The organism is Halomonas sp. SCS19 (genome assembly GCF_040147015.1).
In the GTDB taxonomy this organism is placed as follows: domain Bacteria; phylum Pseudomonadota; class Gammaproteobacteria; order Pseudomonadales; family Halomonadaceae; genus Halomonas; species Halomonas litopenaei.
In genome coordinates, this window is sequence record NZ_JAMSHN010000001.1 from 1,357,921 (window position 1) to 1,378,417 (window position 20,497).

The 20,497-nt window shown below is 65.9% G+C and carries 20 protein-coding genes; 10 read left to right on the forward strand and 10 right to left on the reverse strand.

Annotated features, from left to right (window positions below; genetic code table 11):
* The first annotated feature begins 156 nt into the window (after positions 1–156).
* From NFH97_RS05705 to NFH97_RS05715, 3 genes are all read left to right on the forward strand, one after another.
* Complete coding sequence (locus NFH97_RS05705) at positions 157–1,251, forward strand: branched-chain amino acid aminotransferase (protein WP_287163275.1); 1,095 nt, start codon at positions 157–159, stop codon at positions 1,249–1,251.
* A 66-nt stretch (positions 1,252–1,317) separates the two neighbouring features.
* Complete coding sequence (locus NFH97_RS05710) at positions 1,318–1,842, forward strand: DNA polymerase III subunit chi (RefSeq protein ID WP_287163277.1); 525 nt, start codon at positions 1,318–1,320, stop codon at positions 1,840–1,842.
* Between the two features lie 232 nt (positions 1,843–2,074).
* Complete coding sequence (locus NFH97_RS05715; RefSeq protein ID WP_349624545.1) at positions 2,075–4,921, forward strand: valine--tRNA ligase; 2,847 nt, start codon at positions 2,075–2,077, stop codon at positions 4,919–4,921.
* 177 nt (positions 4,922–5,098) lie between these two features.
* Here NFH97_RS05715 and NFH97_RS05720 read toward each other — a convergent pair whose 3' ends face one another.
* Positions 5,099–5,344, reverse strand: coding sequence for a hypothetical protein (locus NFH97_RS05720; RefSeq protein ID WP_108131220.1), 246 nt, complete (start codon positions 5,342–5,344; stop codon positions 5,099–5,101).
* Between the two features lie 265 nt (positions 5,345–5,609).
* On the opposite strand from NFH97_RS05720, the gene NFH97_RS05725 reads away from it, so the two are divergent.
* A complete protein-coding gene (locus NFH97_RS05725; protein WP_349624546.1) occupies positions 5,610–6,416 on the forward strand; it encodes a hypothetical protein in 807 nt (268 codons plus the stop codon).
* Between the two features lie 24 nt (positions 6,417–6,440).
* Here the strand turns inward: NFH97_RS05725 and NFH97_RS05730 are convergent, their stop codons facing one another.
* Positions 6,441–6,902, reverse strand: a complete 462-nt coding sequence (locus NFH97_RS05730; protein ID WP_124804938.1) for an META domain-containing protein — start codon at positions 6,900–6,902, stop codon at positions 6,441–6,443.
* 226 nt (positions 6,903–7,128) lie between these two features.
* Between NFH97_RS05730 and NFH97_RS05735 the strand changes: the two genes are divergently transcribed.
* The 4 genes from NFH97_RS05735 (at position 7,129) to NFH97_RS05750 (ending at position 11,294) form a co-directional block, all read left to right on the forward strand.
* Entirely contained in the window at positions 7,129–7,533 is a 405-nt protein-coding gene (locus tag NFH97_RS05735; RefSeq protein WP_045991298.1) for a DoxX family protein, read from the forward strand.
* A 272-nt stretch (positions 7,534–7,805) separates the two neighbouring features.
* Entirely contained in the window at positions 7,806–9,269 is a 1,464-nt protein-coding gene (locus NFH97_RS05740) for a DASS family sodium-coupled anion symporter (protein WP_108448499.1), read from the forward strand.
* 385 nt (positions 9,270–9,654) lie between these two features.
* Positions 9,655–10,119 (forward strand): NfeD family protein, encoded by a 465-nt coding sequence (locus tag NFH97_RS05745; protein WP_108131216.1) that lies wholly within the window; start codon positions 9,655–9,657, stop codon positions 10,117–10,119.
* 137 nt (positions 10,120–10,256) lie between these two features.
* Positions 10,257–11,294: an SPFH domain-containing protein gene (locus NFH97_RS05750; RefSeq protein ID WP_045991301.1), complete on the forward strand. Its 1,038-nt coding sequence runs from the start codon at positions 10,257–10,259 to the stop codon at positions 11,292–11,294.
* Between the two features lie 175 nt (positions 11,295–11,469).
* On the opposite strand, the gene rpoH is transcribed toward NFH97_RS05750, so the two are convergent.
* The 4 genes from rpoH to ftsY form a co-directional block, all read right to left on the reverse strand.
* Complete coding sequence (rpoH, locus tag NFH97_RS05755; protein WP_045991302.1) at positions 11,470–12,336, reverse strand: RNA polymerase sigma factor RpoH; 867 nt, start codon at positions 12,334–12,336, stop codon at positions 11,470–11,472.
* 130 nt (positions 12,337–12,466) lie between these two features.
* Positions 12,467–13,510: a permease-like cell division protein FtsX gene (gene ftsX / locus NFH97_RS05760; protein ID WP_045991303.1), complete on the reverse strand. Its 1,044-nt coding sequence runs from the start codon at positions 13,508–13,510 to the stop codon at positions 12,467–12,469.
* Positions 13,507–14,175 (reverse strand): cell division ATP-binding protein FtsE, encoded by a 669-nt coding sequence (ftsE, locus tag NFH97_RS05765; protein ID WP_045991304.1) that lies wholly within the window; start codon positions 14,173–14,175, stop codon positions 13,507–13,509. The genes ftsX and ftsE overlap by 4 nt, the downstream gene beginning before the upstream one ends.
* A complete protein-coding gene (gene ftsY, locus NFH97_RS05770) occupies positions 14,172–15,719 on the reverse strand; it encodes a signal recognition particle-docking protein FtsY (protein WP_108448498.1) in 1,548 nt (515 codons plus the stop codon). Before ftsY ends, ftsE begins: the two co-directional genes overlap by 4 nt.
* 171 nt (positions 15,720–15,890) lie before the next feature.
* Here ftsY and rsmD point away from each other — a divergent pair, with 171 nt between their 5' ends.
* Together rsmD and zapB are read left to right on the forward strand one after the other, a co-directional pair.
* Positions 15,891–16,565, forward strand: a complete 675-nt coding sequence (gene rsmD / locus NFH97_RS05775; protein ID WP_108131214.1) for a 16S rRNA (guanine(966)-N(2))-methyltransferase RsmD — start codon at positions 15,891–15,893, stop codon at positions 16,563–16,565.
* A 164-nt stretch (positions 16,566–16,729) separates the two neighbouring features.
* Entirely contained in the window at positions 16,730–16,951 is a 222-nt protein-coding gene (gene zapB, locus NFH97_RS05780; protein WP_045991307.1) for a cell division protein ZapB, read from the forward strand.
* Positions 16,952–17,122: 171 nt separating this feature from the next.
* Here zapB and NFH97_RS05785 read toward each other — a convergent pair whose 3' ends face one another.
* The 4 genes from NFH97_RS05785 to NFH97_RS05800 form a co-directional block, all read right to left on the reverse strand.
* The gene (locus NFH97_RS05785) at positions 17,123–17,704 is read right to left on the reverse strand and encodes a GNAT family N-acetyltransferase (protein WP_231498432.1); all 582 of its coding nucleotides are present in this window, start codon (positions 17,702–17,704) and stop codon (positions 17,123–17,125) included.
* Positions 17,676–18,617: a hypothetical protein gene (locus NFH97_RS05790; RefSeq protein ID WP_349624547.1), complete on the reverse strand. Its 942-nt coding sequence runs from the start codon at positions 18,615–18,617 to the stop codon at positions 17,676–17,678. The genes NFH97_RS05785 and NFH97_RS05790 overlap by 29 nt, the downstream gene beginning before the upstream one ends.
* Positions 18,614–18,925 carry a BolA family protein gene (locus NFH97_RS05795; RefSeq protein WP_045991309.1) on the reverse strand — a complete coding sequence of 104 codons (312 nt, stop codon included), beginning with the start codon at positions 18,923–18,925 and terminating at the stop codon, positions 18,614–18,616. Before NFH97_RS05795 ends, NFH97_RS05790 begins: the two co-directional genes overlap by 4 nt.
* Before the next feature lie 72 nt (positions 18,926–18,997).
* Complete coding sequence (locus tag NFH97_RS05800; RefSeq protein WP_108131212.1) at positions 18,998–20,464, reverse strand: MFS transporter; 1,467 nt, start codon at positions 20,462–20,464, stop codon at positions 18,998–19,000.
* Positions 20,465–20,497: the final 33 nt, after the last annotated feature.

Genomic DNA, 20,497 nt, shown 5'->3' on the forward strand with positions numbered 1-20,497 from the left:
CCACAGGCTTTCCCGAAAGGGCGAGCCTGTGTCATTCTGATTCCATCGGCAGGCGCGATGCCTGCCCACCCCATCCCGGTCGAGCCCCCTGACTCGACCTCGATCCGCTGTCGCCGCAGAGCCCTTGCGGCGCGATACGATTCTGGAGAACGACCCGTGTCCATCCAAGGCTTCTCGCTCGAGCCCAACGCCAACGCCACCGACGCGAGCATCCGTAACACCATTCTCGAGAACCCGGGCTTCGGTCGTCACTTCACCGACCACATGGCCCACATCCGCTGGACCGAGGACGCCGGCTTCCACGGCCATCAGGTACGTCCCTACGGCCCGCTGTCACTGGACCCGGCCGCCTCGGTGCTGCACTACGCCCAGGAAATCTTCGAGGGCATGAAGGCCTACCGCCACGCCGACGGCAGCGTCTGGACCTTCCGCCCGGAAAAGAACGCCGCGCGCTTTCGCGCCAGCGCCCGTCGCCTGGCCCTGCCGGAACTGTCCGACGAGGACTTCATCGGCGCGGTCAAGGCGCTGGTCGCCCAGGACATCGACTGGGTGCCGACGCCGGCAAGCGCAGCCGAGGAATCCAGTCTCTACCTGCGCCCCTTCATGATCGCCTCCGAGGCCTTCCTTGGCGTGCGCCCGTCCAAGGAGGTGGACTTCTACGTCATCGCCTCGCCGGTGGCGGCCTACTTCAAGGGTGGGGTCAAGCCGGTATCGATCTGGCTGTCGTCGAACTACAACCGCGCCGCCCCCGGCGGCACCGGCTACGCCAAGTGCGGCGGCAACTACGCCGCCTCGCTGCTGGCCCAGAAGGAAGCCGCCGACCACGGCTGCGACCAGGTGGCCTTCCTCGACGCCGTGGAAAACACCTGGATCGAGGAACTCGGCGGCATGAACCTGTTCTTCGTCACCCGTGACGGCCGTCTGGTCACCCCGCGCCTGACCGGCACCATCCTCGAGGGGGTGACCCGGGATTCCATGCTCGAATTGGCCAAGGATGAAGGCCTGACCCCGGAAGAGCGCCCCATTAGCATCGACGAGTGGCGCGATGGCGTGGCCTCCGGCGAGATCACCGAGGTCTTTGCCTGCGGTACCGCCGCGGTCATCACCCCCATCGGGCGACTGGTCAGCGAGGACGGCGTGATCGAGCACCCCGAGGGCAACGAGCTGGCCAGTCGACTGCGCAAGCGTCTGCTCGACATCCAGTACGGCCGTGTCGAAGACACCCATGGCTGGCTGACCCGTCTTGCCTGATCCGGCTCCTTCCCTACTAAAAGGCCGCCCCCGGGCGGCCTTCGTTCAGCCATCAAGTCAGAGCGCATGACCAAGATCGACTTCTACATCCTGCCGGACACCACCCTCGAGGCCCGCCTCGCCTTCGCCTGTCGGCTGACCGAGACCATCGCCCGCAAGGGCTACCGGCTCTACCTGTACGCCGAAGACGAAGCCATGGCCCGTGAGCTCGACCAGCGTCTGTGGGACTTTCGTCCCGACGCCTTCGTCCCCCATGCGCTCGAGGCCGGGGGCGGGGCCGATGCAAGAGCGGCCGGGGGCGGGGCCGGTATGCAAGAGACCGGCGACGGGTCGCAAGAGGCCGGTATCGAGAACGCAAGGCCGGTACCCGTCACCATCGGCTGGCAGGGCCCGCCGCAAAGCCTCGACCCGCCGCCCCAGGCGATGCTCAACCTGTCGCCGGAAATCCCCGAGTGGTTTTCTCGCTTCGAGCGAGTGGCCGAGATTATCAACCAGCACCAGGACGTACTGACGGTCAAGCGCGAGTGCTGGAAGACCTACAAGCAGCGCGGCTACCCGGTCACACCGCACCACCTCAAGGGTCAGGGGTAGGCTCCTGTCACCAAATCCTCTGGACACTGCCGGTCATCCCGTCAGCCCCTGACGCCCCGCCTCGGATCAGGGTATAATCGAGCCCATTTTTCGCAGGCCTCACTCGCGCAACCGCTCTTCGGCGGGAAGCTTTCGAGCCCGAGCGCCGGCTGTCGAACTCCAAGCCCAGCGCCATGCGCGAGCCTCTGTCTCGTGCCTGGCATGCCCCGGGCTCCGCTAGCAAGAGTACCCCATGGACAAGACCTACCAACCCGAAAGCATCGAAGCCCGCTGGTACGAGCGCTGGGAAAACGACGGACGGTTCGCGCCCTCGGGCAAGGGCGACCCCTTCGCCATCATGATTCCGCCGCCCAACGTCACCGGCAGCCTGCACATGGGTCACGCCTTCCAGGACACCATCATGGACACCCTGATCCGCTGGCGGCGGATGCAGGGTCGCAACACCCTGTGGCAGGTGGGCACCGACCACGCCGGCATCGCCACCCAGATGCTGGTGGAGCGCAAGGTCGCCGCCGAGGAAGGCAAGACGCGCCACGACCTGGGGCGCGAGGCCTTCATCGACAAGGTGTGGGAATGGAAGCATGAGTCCGGCGGCCATATCACCCGCCAGCTCCGTCGCATGGGCGCAAGCCTCGACTGGAGCCGCGAGCGCTTCACCATGGATGAGGGCTTCTACAAGGCGGTGCAGGAGGTCTTCGTCCGCCTGTACGAAGAGGATCTGGTGTATCGCGGCAAGCGCCTGGTCAACTGGGACCCGACGCTGAACACCGCCATCTCCGATCTCGAGGTCGAGAATCGCGACCAGCAGGGTCAGTTCTGGCACTTCCGCTATCCGTTGGCCGACGGTGTCACCACCGACGCCGGCCTCGACCATCTGGTGGTCGCCACCACCCGCCCCGAGACCCTGCTCGGCGACAGCGCCGTGGCGGTCAATCCCGACGACGAGCGCTACGCCGCGCTAGTCGGCAAGTTCGTCGAGCTGCCGCTGGTCGGCCGTCGCATCCCCATCGTCGCCGATGAGCACGCCGACATGGACAAGGGCTCGGGCTGCGTGAAGATCACCCCGGCCCACGACTTCAACGACTACGAAGTCGGCAAGCGCGCTGGTCTTCCGCTGATCAATGTCTTCTCGAAGACCGCCCATATCCTCGAGGCCGCCGAGGCCTTCGACATCCAGGGCCGTCCGCTGACCGACATCGACACTAGCCTGCCTGCGGCCTACGCCGGCCTCGACCGCTTTGCCGCTCGCAAGGCCATCGTCGCCGACATGGAGGCCGAGGGCCTGCTCGAGAAGACCGAGACGGTCAACAACACCCTGCCCTACGGCGATCGTTCCGGTGACGTGATCGAGCCGCTGCTGACCGATCAATGGTTCGTGGCGGTGGAAACCCTGGCCAAGCCGGCCATCGAGGCGGTAGAAAACGGCGACATCCAGTTCGTGCCCAAGAACTACGAGAACATGTACTTCTCGTGGATGCGCGACCTGCAGGACTGGTGCATCTCGCGCCAGCTGTGGTGGGGCCACCGTATCCCCGCCTGGTATGACCAGGAGGGCAACGTCTATGTGGCGCGCACCGAGGCCGAGGCCCGCGAAAAGCACGGCATCGCAGGCGACGTCGCCCTGACCCAGGACGAGGACGTACTCGACACCTGGTTCAGCTCCGGGCTGTGGACCTTCGGCACCCTCGGCTGGCCCGAGCAGACCGAAGAGCTCAAGACCTTCCATCCCAGCAGCGTGCTGGTGACCGGCTTTGACATCATCTTCTTCTGGGTCGCGCGGATGATCATGCTGACCCTCAAGTTCACCGACGAGGTGCCGTTCAAGACGGTCTACGTCCACGGCCTGGTGCGTGACGGCCAGGGCCAGAAGATGTCCAAGTCCAAGGGCAACGTGCTCGACCCCATCGACCTGATCGACGGCATCGATCTGGAGGCGCTGGTCGACAAGCGCACCGGCAACATGATGCAGCCGCAGAAGGCCAAGGCCATCGCCAAGGCGACCCGTTCGGAGTTCCCCGACGGCATCGAGGCCCACGGCACCGACGCCCTGCGCTACACCTTCCTGTCCCAGGCCACCACCGGTCGCGACATCAAGTTCGACATGGGCCGGCTGGACGGCTACCGCAACTTCTGCAACAAGCTGTGGAACGCCTCTCGCTACGTCTTGATGAACGCCGAGAACGAGGACTGCGGCCGCGAAGGCGGCGAGGTCGAGCTGTCGCTGGCCGACCGCTGGATCGAGGCCCGCCTGCAGCAGACGGTGGATCAGGTCACCCGGGCGATGGAGGAGTTCCGCTTCGACCACGCCTCCCAGGCGCTTTACGACTTCGTCTGGAACGAGTACTGCGACTGGTATCTGGAGCTGTCCAAGCCGGTACTGTGGGACGAAGGCGCCAGCGAGGCCGCCAAGCGCGGCACCCGGCGCACCCTGGTGCGGGTGCTGGAAGCCATCCTGCGCCTGGCCCATCCGATGATGCCCTACATCTCCGAGGAGATCTGGCAGCGCGTGGCGCCGCTCGCCGGCACCCTGGAGGGGGACAACGACTCGCTGATGGCCAAGGCCTGGCCGCTGGCGGACGAGGCGTTGATCGACCAGGACGCGATCCGTGACATCGAATGGCTCAAGGGGGTGATCGTGGCGGTGCGCAATATCCGCGCCGAGATGAACATCGCCCCGGGCAAGCCGCTCGACGCCCTGCTGACCAAGGGCAGCGAGGCCGACCAGGCGCGCCTGAGCGCCAACCGCCTGTTCCTGTCCAAGCTGGCCAAGCTGTCGTCCATCGAGTGGCTCGATGACGCAAGCACGGCGCCGCTGTCCGCCACCCAGCTGGTCGGCGACATGGAAGTGCTGGTGCCGATGGCAGACCTGATCGACAAGGACGCCGAGCTCGCCCGCCTGGGCAAGGAGATCGACAAGCAGGACAAGTTGATCGGCGGCGTCGAGAAGAAGCTCGCCAACGAAGGCTTCGTGGCCAAGGCCCCGGCTGCCGTCATCGACAAGGAGCGCGGCAAGCTCGAGGAGTACCAGGCCGCCCGCCGGGTGCTGGTCGAACAGCGCGACAAGATCGCAGCCCTGTAGTCGCAGCGCTTTAGTCGCGGCGCTCTAGTCGCAGCGCTTTAGTCGCGGCGCTCTAGTCGCGGCGCTCTAGTCGAGTCCCGGCCCAAGCCGGCACGACCGACGTCAGCACCACCCGAGCCGACCCCGCCACTGGCGGGGTCGGCTCTTTTTGGTCCGCCATGATCTCAAGTCAGGGTCTCAGCCTACCTTGAGTCCTTGCCTGGCACGCACGATGGCGGCCTCCACCGCCGCCAGGGCGCGTGGCGAATTCTTCCAGCAGCTGGTGTTGAGCATCGATGCCACCTGCTCGGCGATCTCCCGGGCCTCGAACGTCGCCAGATGCTCGAAGGAGTCGATACCAAGCTGCTCGAAGCGACTGATGACGGTCGGCCCTACCCCGTGAAGCGCCAGCAATGCCGCTCTCTCTTCGTTGCTGAAGGCCATCCCCCCCCCTGGCGGAACGTCGCTATTGGTTCGTGCCTGCCCCTCGCCTCAGGCAACCGTCTGCGTCGCCTCAGCCTGATCGGGTACGACACAAAGATGACGGTATTACTACAAATTTAAGTTTCTTCTATTAAAGTATTTTGCGGCACAGTGAAGCTGTCAGCACAGCCGTTCCTTCAGGCCAATCGCCGATTCGGCCGCAGATACGACAGCAGACCGAACAACGGCCATACCAACGCGTACAACAACAATAGACATTTACAACATGACGCACTCGGGCCTTTCCCCCCTGGCGTTCCCTGGCACTGCCGGGCTCGCCGCCCTGCCACGCCTTCGCCGCCGAACACGGCGTGCCCTGCTGTACCTGGCCGAGCTGTGTGGCCGTGTCGACCTTCAACGTCGCTGGCTGAATGCCAACGACCTGCCGCTGGTCGACATCGACCCAAGGCGCATCGCGCGCTGCGTCACGCGCTCTGGCTTGAGCCGTGAGTTGATCAGTGAAGGCGACTGGGACATCAGCCATGTTGCACCACTTTGCCAGGCACGCCTGAACGAGACCGCTGCAGTCGAGGACATCTTCGCCCACGACAGGCACTTCCGCGAGACCGCCCAGTACGCCCAGATGCATCAAGCGGTGGCTCACTATCGTTCCGGCGAGTGCACCGACCCGGCACAGCAAGGCGCCTACTGGTGTCGCAGCGAGGAGGATATCGCTCGCTACTTCGAGACGCTGTCTCGTGCCTACCACGGCATTCGCCGACACGGCTACAAGACCCAGCAAGAACTGGCTCGCCAACACCCCGACGACAGTCGCCACCCCGATGACGAAATGCAGGTATTGATTACCCGGGATGGCGAGGTCGTGCTCGGCTACGGCGGTTCACACCGCCTGGCCATCGTGCAATTGCTGGGACTAGCTTCCGTTCCGGTGCGCGTGGTGGCGATCCATCCCCGGTGGCTCGATCGCTTCCAACAGCGAAAGCACAGCCTGCGATCCTGCCTGCATCATGCAAGCCGCGCTGCAGCCGACATCTCGAGTACCGCGCTCAGGAGGGACAACCGGAGTCGCTGATCGCCCCGATGAACACTGGCCCGGTCAGCTAGCGTCGCGAAAACCGCCCAGCACCAGCGAGTTAGGGCCGAAGAACACCAGTCGGTCATGGTCGATCAGGTAGCGATAGGCGTTGTCGAGCATCTCGCGGACCTGCTGGGCCCCCTGGGGATTGGCACAGGCCATGCGGGTGGCGGTCAGTTCGCTGAAGTCGATACGCTGGCTGTCACCGAAGCTCACCGTGCCGGTGAAGCGATTGCAGCCGTCGCTACCGCTGACACTGCCATCGGAAGCCACCTCGAAGTACGGCTTCTGCGGCATCGACAGGCGATCGCTGGTGCCCACCAGCAACAGGTTCCAGCGCTTGCCGACCAGCGGGCTCGAGACGCTGCCCGGGGCCGCCGTGTCGCCCCCACCCACCGTGGGCCCAGGCTGGCTGGAGCAGGCACTGAGCGCCAGGGTGAAAAGAGCGAAAGCGGCGGTGCGGCGAAGTCGTGACGGAACCATGCTATCTTCCTTGCAGCTGAGTCATCTGGATAAAGCCTAATATGCCAGAATTGCCTGCGTGGTCCGACCGTTTCGGTGATTCTGGTGTTGCGACCGAAGGCACCATGCCGACGTCATCGCGATCATGCTGCGAAGCCACGGATAACTCGGCGCGACTGTTTTCTGCCCAACGCCAGAAGTGAAAGGCTCTCGAGTCAAAAAAGCCCCTAGTGAAAAGGAAGTCACCATGCTCAACGCCCTCGACAACGACGACCTGGGAAAGCTGATCCTGCGCCTGGCCCTTGGCGTGATGATCCTGCTGCACGGCGTCAGCAAGCTGATCAATCCCGGCAGCCTGTCCTGGATCGGTGAAACCCTGGCCTCCCATGGCCTGCCCACTGTGCTGGCCTATGGCGTCCTGCTGGGCGAAGTCGTCGCACCTGTCATGGCGATCCTCGGCTGGAACACTCGCATCGCCGGTCTGCTGATCGCCGGCAACATGGTGGTGGCCATCTATCTGGCGCATATGGGTGAGCTGTTCAGCCTGACCAGCAGCGGCGGCTGGGCGCTGGAGCTGCAGGGCATGTTCCTGTTCGGCGCCCTGGCGATGATGTTCCTGGGCAGCGGCCGCACCGCGATCAAGCCCGACTAGGGACCGTTCACCTCCTCTCGCGCCATGCCGGGCAGTTCCCGGCATGGCGTCGGCCGCAGCCCTCACCCAACTCCTGCACCGTTATCTCCTGCCTTGGCGCTGCGACCTCCTCAGCGCAAGTTGCACTCGACATGACCATTTCGACGAAAGTCGTACTTCTGCTTGATGTCCGTCATTCGGACGTCGCTTCGTCTATGCGTAAATGAGCACAACACCTTCGGATTCTCTCTGTGGAGAGGTGATCACTCGATCTTCCCCAAAGGAGCTCGCTTATGCTCGCATTCAAACCGCTCCCCGCCCTGGTCTCGGTGACCCTGGGGCTGGCGCTCTGGTTCGTAATCCCCGTACCTGACGGCGTCAATCCCGAGGCCTGGCACCTGCTGGCGATCTTCGTCGCCACCATCGCCGCCATCATCGGCAAGACCATGCGCATCGGCGCCCTGGCGATCATTGCCATCACCGTGGTCGCGCTGACCGGCGTCACCAACCCGGACAGTTCCAAGGGCGCGGTCTCCGACGCCCTCTCGGGCTTTTCCAACCCGCTGATCTGGCTGATCGGCCTGGCCATCATGATCTCCCGCGGGCTGTCGAAGACGGGTCTGGGCAACCGCATCGGCTACGCTTTTATCGCCGCCTTCGGCAAACGCACCCTCGGCATCGGCTACGCCCTGTCCCTGGCGGAGCTGACCATCGCCCCGATCACCCCCAGCAACACCGCCCGGGGTGGCGGCATCATGCACCCGATCATGCGCTCCATCGCCGACAGCTTCGGCTCCTCCCCCGAGTCCGGCACCAGCAAGAAGATCGGCGAGTACCTGGCGCTGGTGAACTATCACGCCAACCCCATCACCTCGGCCATGTTCATCACCGCAACGGCCCCCAACCCCCTTATCGTCGACCTGATCGCCAAGGCTACCGACTCCGCCATCTCGATCACCTGGACCCAGTGGGCGCTGGCCGCGCTATTGCCCGGCCTGGTCGCCATCGCCTTGATGCCGGCGGTGCTGTACGTGCTGTATCCGCCGGAGCTCAAGCGCACCCCGGACGCCACCTCCTTCGCCCGCGAGCAGCTCACCGCCATGGGCGCGCTCGACCGCGCCGAAAAGATCATGATCGGCGTGTTCGGCCTGCTGTTGATCCTGTGGGCCGGTATCCCGGCGATGCTGTTCGGCCCCGAGTTCAAGGTAAACTCCACCGCGGTGGCGCTGCTGGGACTGTCCATCCTGCTGGTCACCAATGTGCTGACCTGGGATGACATCCTCGGCGAGAAGTCCGCCTGGGACACCATCGTGTGGTTCGCCGCTCTGGTAATGATGGCAAGCTTCCTGGGCAAGCTCGGACTGATCGGCTGGTTCTCCGGGGTCATCGAGGAGGGCATCAGCAGCTTCAATATGGGCTGGTTCGGCATGGCCCTGGCGCTGACCGGCGTCTACTTCTACGCGCACTACTTCTTCGCCAGCACCACCGCCCATATCACCGCCATGTACGCCGCCTTCCTGGCCGCCGGTATCGCCCTCGGCATCCCTACCCTGTACATCGCCCTGCTGCTGGCCGGCGCCTCCTCGCTGATGATGTCGCTGACCCACTACGCCACCGGCACCGCCCCGATCATCTTCGGCTCCGGCTATGTGGAACTCGGCACCTGGTGGAAGGCCGGACTGGTGATGAGCCTGGTCAACCTGACAGTGTGGGTCGGTGTCGGCAGCCTATGGTGGAAGGTGCTGGGGTACTGGTAAGACGCCCGGAAGGCGGGTCCGCTCTTGATCAGAGCAGGAGCCTGGTCAACCTGACCGTCTGGGTCGGTGTCGCAGACTCTCTACGGTGGAAGGTGCTGGGGTACTGGCAAGACGCCCGGAAGGCGGGTCCGCTCTTGATCAGGGCAGGAGCCTGGTCAACCTGACCGTCTGGGTCGGTGTCGCAGACTCTCTACGGTGGAAGGTGCTGGGGTACTGGTAAGCCCCGTAACACGACAGACTTCCAGGCCTCGTGATATTGGACCACGCGCCACCGCAATCGCGGTGGCGCTGTCATCTGCGGGTCTCGCCGGCTTGCCGGGTCACGGCCGGCGGCGCAGAATCGGACAGGACAGGACGTCATTTCGCTGCTTCCAAGAGGCCCCTCATGGATTTTCTATCTCCCGCGCTGTGGTGGCTGCTGGCCGGACTCGCGGCTCTGCTGGTCGAGCTGCTGACCGGTTCCTACGTGCTGCTGGCCCTGGCGGCGGCACTCGCCCTCACCGCCCTGGCCGCCTGGCTGGGCGCCACTTTCACCCTGCAACTGATCGTCCTGGCGCTCGCCTGTGCCGTGCTGGTGCCGCTGGCGATTCGACAGCTCAGACGACGCGGCCGAGGCGCGAAAAAAGGCTTCGGCGTGGCTGGCAGCGGTGGAGGCCGCGGTCAACGCTTCGTGCTGGTCAGCCGCGACTTCGATGACGCACCCTGCATCAAGCTCGACGGTGATCTCTACCGTGCCAGCCTGGCGGACGAAGCAGGGAGTGGTCCTGCCCTTCGTCCGGGTGACGAGGTAACGCTGGTCCGCTTCGAGGGCACCCAGGCGGTGGTCCGTCCCGCCGGCGAAGGTTCTTGATCCCGGTCATGCGCTCGTTCGGGCAGCGGCCGCCAGACGCTATCGCCACTCGCCCGCCCATTGCCTAAGCTGGCTTTCGGCGGCGGGATGCCGTCGGTCGCCCTGGGCGACACTCTCGATACCAAGGAGGTACCTGCATGTTGCCGTATGCCATAAACCCGGGGCTATTGATTGCCCTGGTGGTGGTCGTCATCGCCGTAATCATGGTGATCAAGGGACTGGTGATCGTTCAGGAGTCCGAGGTGATGGTGATCGAGCGCCTCGGCGCCTACCACCGCACGCTGCAGAAGGGCATCAACTTCATCGTTCCGTTCTTCGACAAGCCAAGACCAATCAAGATGGTGCGCTACCTGCGCAAGGGCCAGGAGTTCACCCCGGTGCTGAGTCAGGAGACCCGCATCGACCTGCGCGAGTCGGTCATGGACTTCCCGTCCCAGCCGGTGGTCACCACCGACAACGTGACGGTGCGCATCGACGGCGCCATCTACTTTCAGATCATCGATCCGGCCAACGCCGTCTACAAGATCGAGAACATGAGTCAGGCGGTGGAGGTACTGGCCAAGACGACGCTGCGCTCGGTGGTCGGCCAGATGGAGCTGGACAAGATCTTCGAGTCCCGCGCCGAGGTCAACGCCAAGATCAAGGAACAGATGGAGGAACCTGCCTCCAAGTGGGGGGTGGCGATCAATCGCATCGAGGTGCAGGACATCGAGATGCCGACGGAGGTCAAGGAGGCCATGCACCTGCAGATGTCCGCCGAACGTCGCCGTCGAGCCACCGTCACCGAGGCCGAGGGCGAAAAGGCCGCGGCCATCGCCAAGGCCCAGGGCCAGAAGGAGTCAGCGATCCTCAACGCCCAAGGCGACAAGGAATCCGCCATTCTGCGTGCCCAGGGCGAAAGTCGCTCCATCGAGCTGGTACTGGGTGCCATGGGCGAAGGCGAGAAGAGCACCAGGGCGGTCATCGGCTATCTGCTCGGCCAGTCCTATATCTCGATGCTGCCGGAGATGGCCAAGCAGGGAGAGCGTGTGTTCGTGCCCTACGAGAGCTCGGCCCTGCTCGGCGCCATGGGCGCCTTTCGCGATCTCAGCGCCGGTGACGAGGCGCTGGGCGACATTGCCCGCCGCGCAGCCGCCGCTGGCGGCCTGACGGGTGCTGCCAGCGCCCAGGGCTAGGCGCTGGTACCAGGGCGTGTAGCGACTGGTATAGCGGCTGGTATAGCGGCTCAGGCAACCACCCTACAGCCCTTGTGGCAGTCGCCCTGGTACAAGCTCAGCCACAACTGAAAACGCCCGAACCGTGAGGTTCGGGCGTTTTCGTCCTGCCAGCGGCTGGCGCAATCGATGGCGGTCAGGCCGCCATGCTATCACCCAGACGTTCGCGGATCTTCTTCATGGCGTTCTTCTCGAGCTGACGAATGCGCTCGGCGGACACACCATAGACATCGGCCAGTTCATGCAGGGTCGCCTTGTTTTCGGCGAGCCAGCGCTGGCTCAGGATATCCCGCGAGCGCTCGTCGAGCTCGGCCAGCGCGCCCTGGAGGCGGCGGGTGGCGTCCTGCTCCCAGTCGCTGTCCTCGAGCTGGGTCGCCGGGTCCTGGCTGGCGTCGTCCAGATAGTGAACCGGTGCCTGATAGGCCGAATCCTCGTCCTCGGACGGTGAAGCATCGAAGCCGGCATCATGGGAGGCCAGACGACCTTCCATCTCGCGCACCACCTCGGGCTTGACGTCCAGGTCCTTGGCGATGGCGTCGACCTCGTCGCTGTTCAACCAGGCCAGGCGCTTCTTGGCGCCGCGCAGGTTGAAGAACAGCTTGCGCTGGGCCTTGGTGGTGGCGATCTTGACGATGCGCCAGTTGCGCAGCACGAACTCGTGGATCTCGGCCTTGATCCAGTGCACCGCGAAAGACACCAGGCGTACGCCCTGGGTCGGGTCGAAACGCTTGACGGCCTTCATCAGGCCGACGTTGCCTTCCTGAATCAGGTCAGCCTGGGGAAGTCCATAGCCGGAATAGCTGCGTGCGATGTGCACGACAAAACGCAGATGGGACATGACCAGACGGCGGGCGGCTTCCAGATCGCCTTCCTGCTGAAGGCGATGGGCCAGGTCCTGCTCTTCATCCACCGTCAGCAGCGGAATGCGATTGACGGCCTGAATATAGCCGTTGAGGTCGTGCCCCGGTGAAAGATGACCCACCGGCAGAAGACTGTTGCTCATGTGCAGGTTGTCTCCTCGAAGACCAACAAGATTTCGGATGCACCTTGGAGGATAAAAATAGGAAGAAGTTCCCCTTTGGTCGTAGACATCCGACGAAACCGTACAAGAAACGGGTGATTACCTGTTGCCGCTAGCGTGGCTTGATGCCCGCCAAGTGGCGGCTGACGGCGATCCAGGCTCCCAACCAGCCCAATAGTGTACTACAAGTCAGCAATGTTGTAGAGCCGACAAGGCCCAGGGTCGGTAGCTGATAGTGCGCGCCGTAGCTGGCCGCCAGCGATGCCACCGGCGCCGCCAGCCAGTCGCTGCCCAGGGTCAGAAGCCCCCACGCCAGCAGTCCGCCGCCCAGGCCATACCAGGCGCCGCTGTACAGAAAGGGTCGGCGTACAAAGGCATGGGTGGCGCCGATCAGGGTCACCACCTCGATCTCCTTGCGCCGGTTCTCCACCGCCAGGCGGATGGTGTTGCCCACCACCAGCAGCACGCCCAGACCAAACAGCACCCCCAGCGCCAGGGTCAGGCGACGACCCAGCTCAGCCAGTTGCCGCAGACGCTCGATCCAGGCCAGGTCGAGGCGCACCTCGGCCACCCCGGACATCGCCGACAGGCGCTCGGACAGCGCCGCCATGGCCTCCGGAGACGGCGTCGTCGGCGAGATCACCACCGCGGCGGGCAGCGGATTCTCGTCGAGCCGCGCCAGGGCATCATCGAGCCCCAGGGATTGCTGGAATTCCGCCATGCCCTGCTCGGCGGTGATCAATTCGGTGGCGGCGACCTCCGACTGAGCCTCCAGCGCTTCCAGGATGCGACCGGTCTCGGACTCGCTCACCCCCTTGTCGAGGTAGGCCGTCAGGGTGGCGCTGGCGTCCAGCTCGGCGTCCACCAGCTTGGCGCTGTCCAGTGACAGCCACAGGGCGCTGGGCAGCACCAGGGCGATGGCGATGGCGAGCATGGTCAAGAGGCTACCCACCGGCTGGCGCACCAGCCGGCGCAGGCTGTCCACACACATGGCGCGATGGTGGCGCAGCCAGGCTTGCCACTGCCCCTGTGCGCGCACCGTCTGCTGACGCGCACCGCGAGGTGACGTCGAGGCCTCCTGGCGGCCGCCCGTACGTGCGGCGGCCGAGGCGCCCCTGGGCGTCGCCGCGCCCTTGCGCGAATGGCGAGCGCTCATGCGGCCTCCTCGTCGGCCACCAGGCGCCCCTCGCTCAGGCGCAGGGTGCGGTGACGCAGCCTGGCGATCAACGCCAGATCGTGACTGGCGATCATCACCGTGGTGCCGATGCGATGAAAGTCCTCGAACAGCCCCATGATATCGGCGGACAACTGAGGGTCGAGATTACCGGTAGGCTCATCGGCCAGCAGCAGGGCGGGCTTGTTGACCACCGCCCGGGCGATGCCCACGCGCTGCTGCTCGCCGCCGGAAAGTTCGATGGGAAGCGCCTTTTCGCGGTGCAGCAGGCCGACCTTGTCGAGTGCGGCGCGGACCCGCCGCGCGATATCCCGCGGCGCCAGGCCGCGGATCTCCAGCGGCAACGCCACATTGTGATAGATCGAGCGGTCGAACAGCAGCTGGTGGTCCTGGAAGACCACCCCGATCTGACGCCGGTAGAACGGCAACTGGCTGGGATGCAGCTTGTCGATATCGTGACCGGCGACCATCACCCGTCCGCGACTGGGTCGCTCCAGGCGCATGATCAGCCGAAGCAGCGAACTCTTGCCGGCACCGGAATGGCCGGTGAGAAACACCATCTCGCCCCGCGAGACGCGAAAATCGATATTGGAGAGCGCCTCGAAGCGCCCTCCATAGCGCTTGCCGACGTGCTCGAAGGCGATCATTCGTCGGCGTCACTCGGGCGACGATCGAACAGGGCGTCGACGAAGTCCTCGGCCTTGAACGGCCGCAGGTCATCCAGACTCTCACCCACCCCGATAAAGCGGATCGGCGTCTTCAGCTGCTTGGCCAGGGCGAAGATCACGCCCCCCTTGGCGGTACCGTCGAGCTTGGTCAGGGTGATCCCGCTGACCGGAACCGCCTCGTTGAAGGTGGCCGCCTGGGACAAGGCGTTCTGGCCGGTACCGGCGTCGAGCACCAGCATCACCTCGTGAGGCGCCTGCGCATCGAGCTTGCCCATCACCCGATGGACCTTCTTGAGCTCTTCCATCAGGTGACTCTTGTTGTGCAGGCGACCAGCGGTATCGGCGATCAAGACGTCGACGCCACGGGCACGGGCCGCCGCCACGGCGTCATAGATCACCGAGGCGCTGTCGGCGCCGGTGTGCTGAGCCACCACCGGCACGCTGTTGCGCTCGCCCCACACCTTGAGCTGCTCTACCGCAGCCGCGCGGAAGGTATCCCCCGCCGCCAGCATCACGCTCTTGCCCTCGCGCTGGAAGCGCTGGGTCAGCTTGCCGATGGTGGTGGTCTTGCCGACGCCGTTGACGCCCACCACCAGGATGACGAAGGGCCCACCGTCGGCGGTCTCGAGGCTCAGGGGCTGGCTGACCTCGCCGAGCATGGCGGCCAGCTCCTGCTGCAGCGCACGATACAGCGCCTCCGGGTCCTTCAGCTCCTTGCGCGAGACGCGATCGGTCAGCGCCTCGATGATTTCGCTGGTGGCCTCGATACCGACGTCGGCCATCAGCAGCTGGGTCTCGATGTCCTCGATCAGCTCGTCATCGATCTGCTTGGCACCCATGAACAGGTCGGCCAGGCCGTCGCTCAGGTTGGCCCGAGTCTTGCCAAGGCCCTCGCGCATGCGCGCAAACCAGCCCTTCTTCTCGCCACCCTTGCCACCCTGCACCGGCGCTCTGGGCTTTTCCTGCAGGGCCGGGCCGGTGGGACGGCTGGGCTCGATCACCTCGGCGTGCTCGCGCTGGCCGGTGCCAGCGTCGGGAGCTGGCGGACTTGCAGGCTCGGGCACCTCCGCCTCGGCCAACTTGTGCGCCGAGGCCGGCGATTCATCTTCGGCGGGCTCGCCAGCCGGCTGGGGGGCGGCAGGCGGCGCCTGGTCGGCTTGCGACTCGCCGGACTTCTGCTCGACAGGCTCTTGCTTGACGGGCTCTTGCTTGTCGGGCTCAGGTTCAACGGGCGCCTGCTCGGCAGGGGTGGACGGCTCGGCAGGCGCTGGCGCTGCCGGCTCGACAGGCTCCGGCACCACCGCCTCGGCGGTCTCGGTCGGCTCGGGGCCAGATTCCCGGCCCTGCTGGGGCGGCTCGGCATCCGACGGTGAGCCTTGCGACAGCTCGTCGCCGAGGGGCTGTTCAGCCTCCCTGTCAGCCGCGCCTTCCGCCTCATCTGCAGACGACTGATCGACGACTTCCTGGTCCTTGGCGGGTTCTTCGCCCGTGTGCTTCTTCTTGCGCTTGAAAATACCGAACATGGATGACCTGACGCCTCAGCCGGTGAACGAACCGCCACATCCTACCACCCTGCCCGCTCGCTGTGGACACAGGACAGCCCCGAGGCGGCGACGCGACGCTGCCCACAGCCTGCCACAGAAGCGATGGCGAAGGCATGACGGCACCCTGCCATGGGGGTAGAATCGCCGCCCATGAGTCGACAACGTCCTTCAAGAAACCGTCCGCGCGGCGGCGCCGGAAAACCCCGCTCGGGCAAGAGTCCCTCGAGCGGTCGGCCGCCTGGCAAGCTGCGCATCATCGGTGGCGAACACCGCCGCCGCCAGCTACCGGTGCTCGACAAGCCCGGCCTGCGCCCGACCCCGGACCGAGTGCGCGAGACCCTATTCAACTGGCTCGGGGGCGAGCTGTACCGCGTTCGCGTGCTCGATCTGTTTGCCGGCACCGGAGCTCTGGGCCTGGAGGCGCTATCGCGCGGCGCCAGCGAGGCCCTGTTCGTCGAGCGCGATGCCCAGGTGGCCCAGGCGATCAGCGATAACCTGGCGACGCTGGCGATCGATCGCGCCCAGGTACGCCGCGCCGACGCCGCCGCGCTGCTGAAAGACGATACCGCCAGCCCCTTCGACCTGGTGTTTCTCGACCCGCCCTTTCGCCAGGGCCTTGCCGAGCCCTGCTGCCAGGCCCTGGAAGCCGGCTGGCTGGCGGATGAGGCCTGGATCTACGTGGAGGTCGAAAGCGGTCTGACTCCCGCCGTGCCCCCCACCTGGCAGCTACACCGAGAGGTCCGCGCCGGAGACAGCATGGGGCGTCTGTATCGACGCAGCGAAAGCGACGCCGACTCGCTCAAGGACGCTGCGCCTGAGAGCTGAGCCGGCAGTACCCCAAGCACGCGACTGTCGCAATTCCTGAGCCGAATCAGCAAAGCAGCCCCGTCGCCGCCCGGCGACGCTTGTTCGCCGGCGGCGGCGGCGTTACGCTCGTTCCATCGGGGCGCGCGTAGCGCCTTCACCCCACGTCATGTCAGGAGACGAGGATGAGCACGGAACTCTTCAACCAACTCGAAAAGAAGGTCTCCAGCGCCCTTGAGGCCCTGGAATTGCTGAAACTGGAAGCCGAGGAGTTGCGCGAGGAAAACGCTCGCCTGAAGCAGGATCGCGAAGAGTGGGAACGTCGCCTGACCGCCATCCTGGGCCAGCTCGATGAGGTGGAAGGCGAAACGGGCAATACCGAACAGGCGCCCGCCCATAGCCTCTGACCTGCCTTGTGTGCCGGCAGTGTCGACTCGAACGGCCGACTCGAACGGCTGATGCGAACGATCGACACGAATGAAAAGGGCTCCCATGGGGAGCCCTTTTGCATTGCGCGTACGATGGAAGCCCAGCCGCAGGCGGCCCAGACTAAAGAAAGCCGAGCGCTTCAGGCTGTTTCAGTCAAGCGCCAGCGACATCAGCAAGGCATCGACACGCTCGCCGCCATCGGCCAGCGGCGGATAGTAGCCGCGACGCACACCATCCTCGGCGAAGCCGGCGGCTCGGTAGCAGGCGATCGCCGCGCCGTTGTCGGCACGCACCTCCAGCAGCAGTCGCTCCGAGCCCCACTGGCGCGCTACCGCAATCAGGCTTGTCAGCAGCCGTGCGGCAAGCCCTTGGCGGCGAGCTTGCGGGGCCACCAGGATCGCTTCCAGCTCGGCCTCGAAGGGCTGGCGTGCCAGCAAGGCGTAGGCGTGAATAGCCCTCTGCCCCGTCATGCCCGCATCAAGGCCGCCTTCAACGCCGACATCACCCGCCGGACCCAGCCGATCGATCCCCAGCAGCAGGCGCTGGTCATCTTCCAGTGCCTGGGCCAGCGCCTGAGGGCTGGACAACGGCGCTGACGCCATCGCTTCCAGTCGCAAGAGGGCGTCAAGATCGGCGGCGCCAAGGACACGGACAGGACCGTAGCCGCCGCTATGCGGACAGCTCTGCTGGCCCGCTGTCGCCTCAAGCGCCATCGCTGTCGTCTCTGGCACCATCGCCTCCAGCACCATCACCTCGAGTGCCGTCGCTCCACTGTGCCTGCCACTCGCCGATCTGCGACCACAGCCGGCGCTTGGCCTCGGCACCGACGCCGTCATCGGCGAGCAGTTCGTCGAGCCCCGGGCCCTGCCACAACGGCAGCGCCAGGGTCTGGCTGCGCGGAGGCTGCGCGCTGTTGTCGGTGGTGTCAGGCGGGGCCAGTGCTTGCATCAGCGCCTCCTGGCGGCCGAATACCAGCACCCGCTCCGGAGCCCAGCCACGACGAGCGCGACCGGCCACAAAGGCCTTGAGCCCCTGACGCGCCTCGTCCAACGGCCGCCTGACCGGCAAGCCCTCTTCCAGCGGCCAGGCAAGGGAGTCGAACACCGGTCGCTGCGACGGCCTGACCCCGGCGCCGGTCAGGATATTGAGCAGAAGCCGCTGGTGCAGGGGCCCCAGCGGTTCGTCACGGGCAACCAGCAAAAGCCAGCGACCGTCGAGACAGGCCACCTGACAGCCGAAGCGCAGCGGCTCGGCGCCTTCCTCCACCTCATCCTCTGCCGGCATGGCCGTAGGGGCCGTCGCTGCACCGTCGTCTGCATCGGGCACGATATCACCGAGCAGCGCCCTGGCCTTGCGCGGACCAGCCGGCGCCTGGGGGGCAGGAGCCTGGACGGCAGAGGACGAATCAGCGACAGCGGCCTGCTCGGTCGCCCCGGCGGACGTGTCGCCACCGCCGGCCGAGGCGGGCATGTCATCGAGCAGCGCATGCAGGCCCTTGGCACCGGGCTGGGGCCGCTCTTCGGGTACCGGCTCGGGCCAGTCGCAGGCTTCGGTCTCGCGGGCGTTGGGTAGCTGATAGCGGGCCACCCAGGCGGTCAGCCCCATGGCATCCAGATAGGCGAGCCGTGTCGGCTCCGGCGTCACGAGCGTGAGCCGCCCATGCAGTTGGGCGAGTCCGGACGCGGTGCACTGCGGCTATCCCACTCACCGGGGGTGTAAAGGTGCAGCGCCAGGGCGTGGACCGGGCCGGACAGTTCATCGGCCAGCAGCGAGTAGATCTGCTGGTGGCGCTTGACCGGCATCAGCCCGGAAAAGCGCTCGGAGACCAGGGTCACCTTGAAGTGGGTTTCCGAGTTCGGCGGCACGCTGTGCATGTGGCTCTCGTTCTCGACCACCAGTTCGGTGGGCTCCAGGGCCTTTAGCTTGTGTTCGATGGTCGCCTGAATACTCATGATGGGTACTCGCGTCTGTGACGGTTAATTTTGTACATACTGTGCCATTGTACGCCCTCGCCCAGCCGCTGACTAAGCCCGATCCGCGACCCGGTTCGGGGAGTCCTCGCCCACTCGTTCGGAGTAGCCGGCCCGCGCGGCCTTCTTCTGCTCCCGCGCCGCACGATACGCACGATGGGCCCGGGGGATACGCACCAGGCTGATCACCAGCGCCAGCAAGGTGGTGGCAGCGCCGACCCACAACGCCTGCTGAACGCCAGCGCCGGCGGCCAGGCACAGCCCGACCAGGGCCACCCCCAGCGACTGCCCCACCGTGCGGGTGGTACTCATCACCCCCGAGGCGTTGGCGCTGCGGGCCTTGGGTACGCTGGTCATCAGTTCACGGTTGTTGGGCGGCTGGAACAGGCCGAAGCCTGCGCCACACAGGGCGGTACGCCACAGGCTGTCGATCGCGCTGGCGTCCTGCGGCAGCGCCGCCAGGCTGACCAGCCCCAGCAACAGCATGACCAGGCCGACGCTCGCCACCACGCTCGGGTTGAAGCGATCGGCCAGACGACCAGACAGCGGCCCGACCACCATGATGGTCAGCGGCCAGGGGGTAAACAACCAGGCGGTATGCAGCGCCGAGTAGCCCATCTGCTGCTGGTAGAGAAACGACAGCGCAACGAAGGTCAGCCCCTGTCCGATGAAGGCGGTGCCCTGGGCGGACACTGCCAGGCTGAAACGCGGTTCACGAAACAGCCCCAGCGGCAGCAGCGGATGGGGAGCCCGCCCCTGGCGACGGATAAAGGCCACCGCCGACACCACCGTCACCGCCAGCCAGGCCAGGATCTCGGCCAGCGGCGCGCGATGACCGACGGCGTCCATGCACATGAACAGTCCCGCCAGCATGGCCATGGAGGCCAGGGCGCCGAAGGCGTCGAAGTTGCCCTCGCGGCGTTCCTCCCTGGGCAGGGCTCGCCAGGCCATGACCGCGGCGGCGGCGCCCAGCGGCACGTTCAGGGCGAACAGCCACGGCCAGTTGGCCACCGACAGCACCAGACCACCGATCGACGGGCCGGCGGCGTAGCCCCCCGCCACCACCAGCGACGACAGGCCCAGGGCGCTGCCGAGCAGGCGCGAGGGAAAGATCGAGCGATAGAGGCTCGGCCCGATCGACAGGGTGGCGGCGGCGCCGACGCCCTGCAGGGCACGAAACACCAGCAGGGTCTCGAAGTTGGGCGACAGCGCGCTGCCTAGCGCCGCCACTACGAACAGGGTGAGCCCTGCCACGTAGACCTTGCGCCGACTGAGCAACTCACTGGCGGCGGCGAACACCAGCAGCATGGCCGCGCAGACCACCTGGAACAGGTTGGTGATCCACACCGCGCGGGCATCGGACACGCCCAGATCCCGCGCCATGGAGGGCAGCGCGATATTGATCATGGTGGTGTCCACCACCGCCATCAGGGTCCCCAGCACCAAGGCGATGACCGCCAGCCGTCGCTCCGGCCCGGGCAGGCCGTCGTCGCCGTCACGGGTGGAGAACAGTCGACTCATCGGGGCAATTCCTGGTGTTGTCTAGGCGGGTGT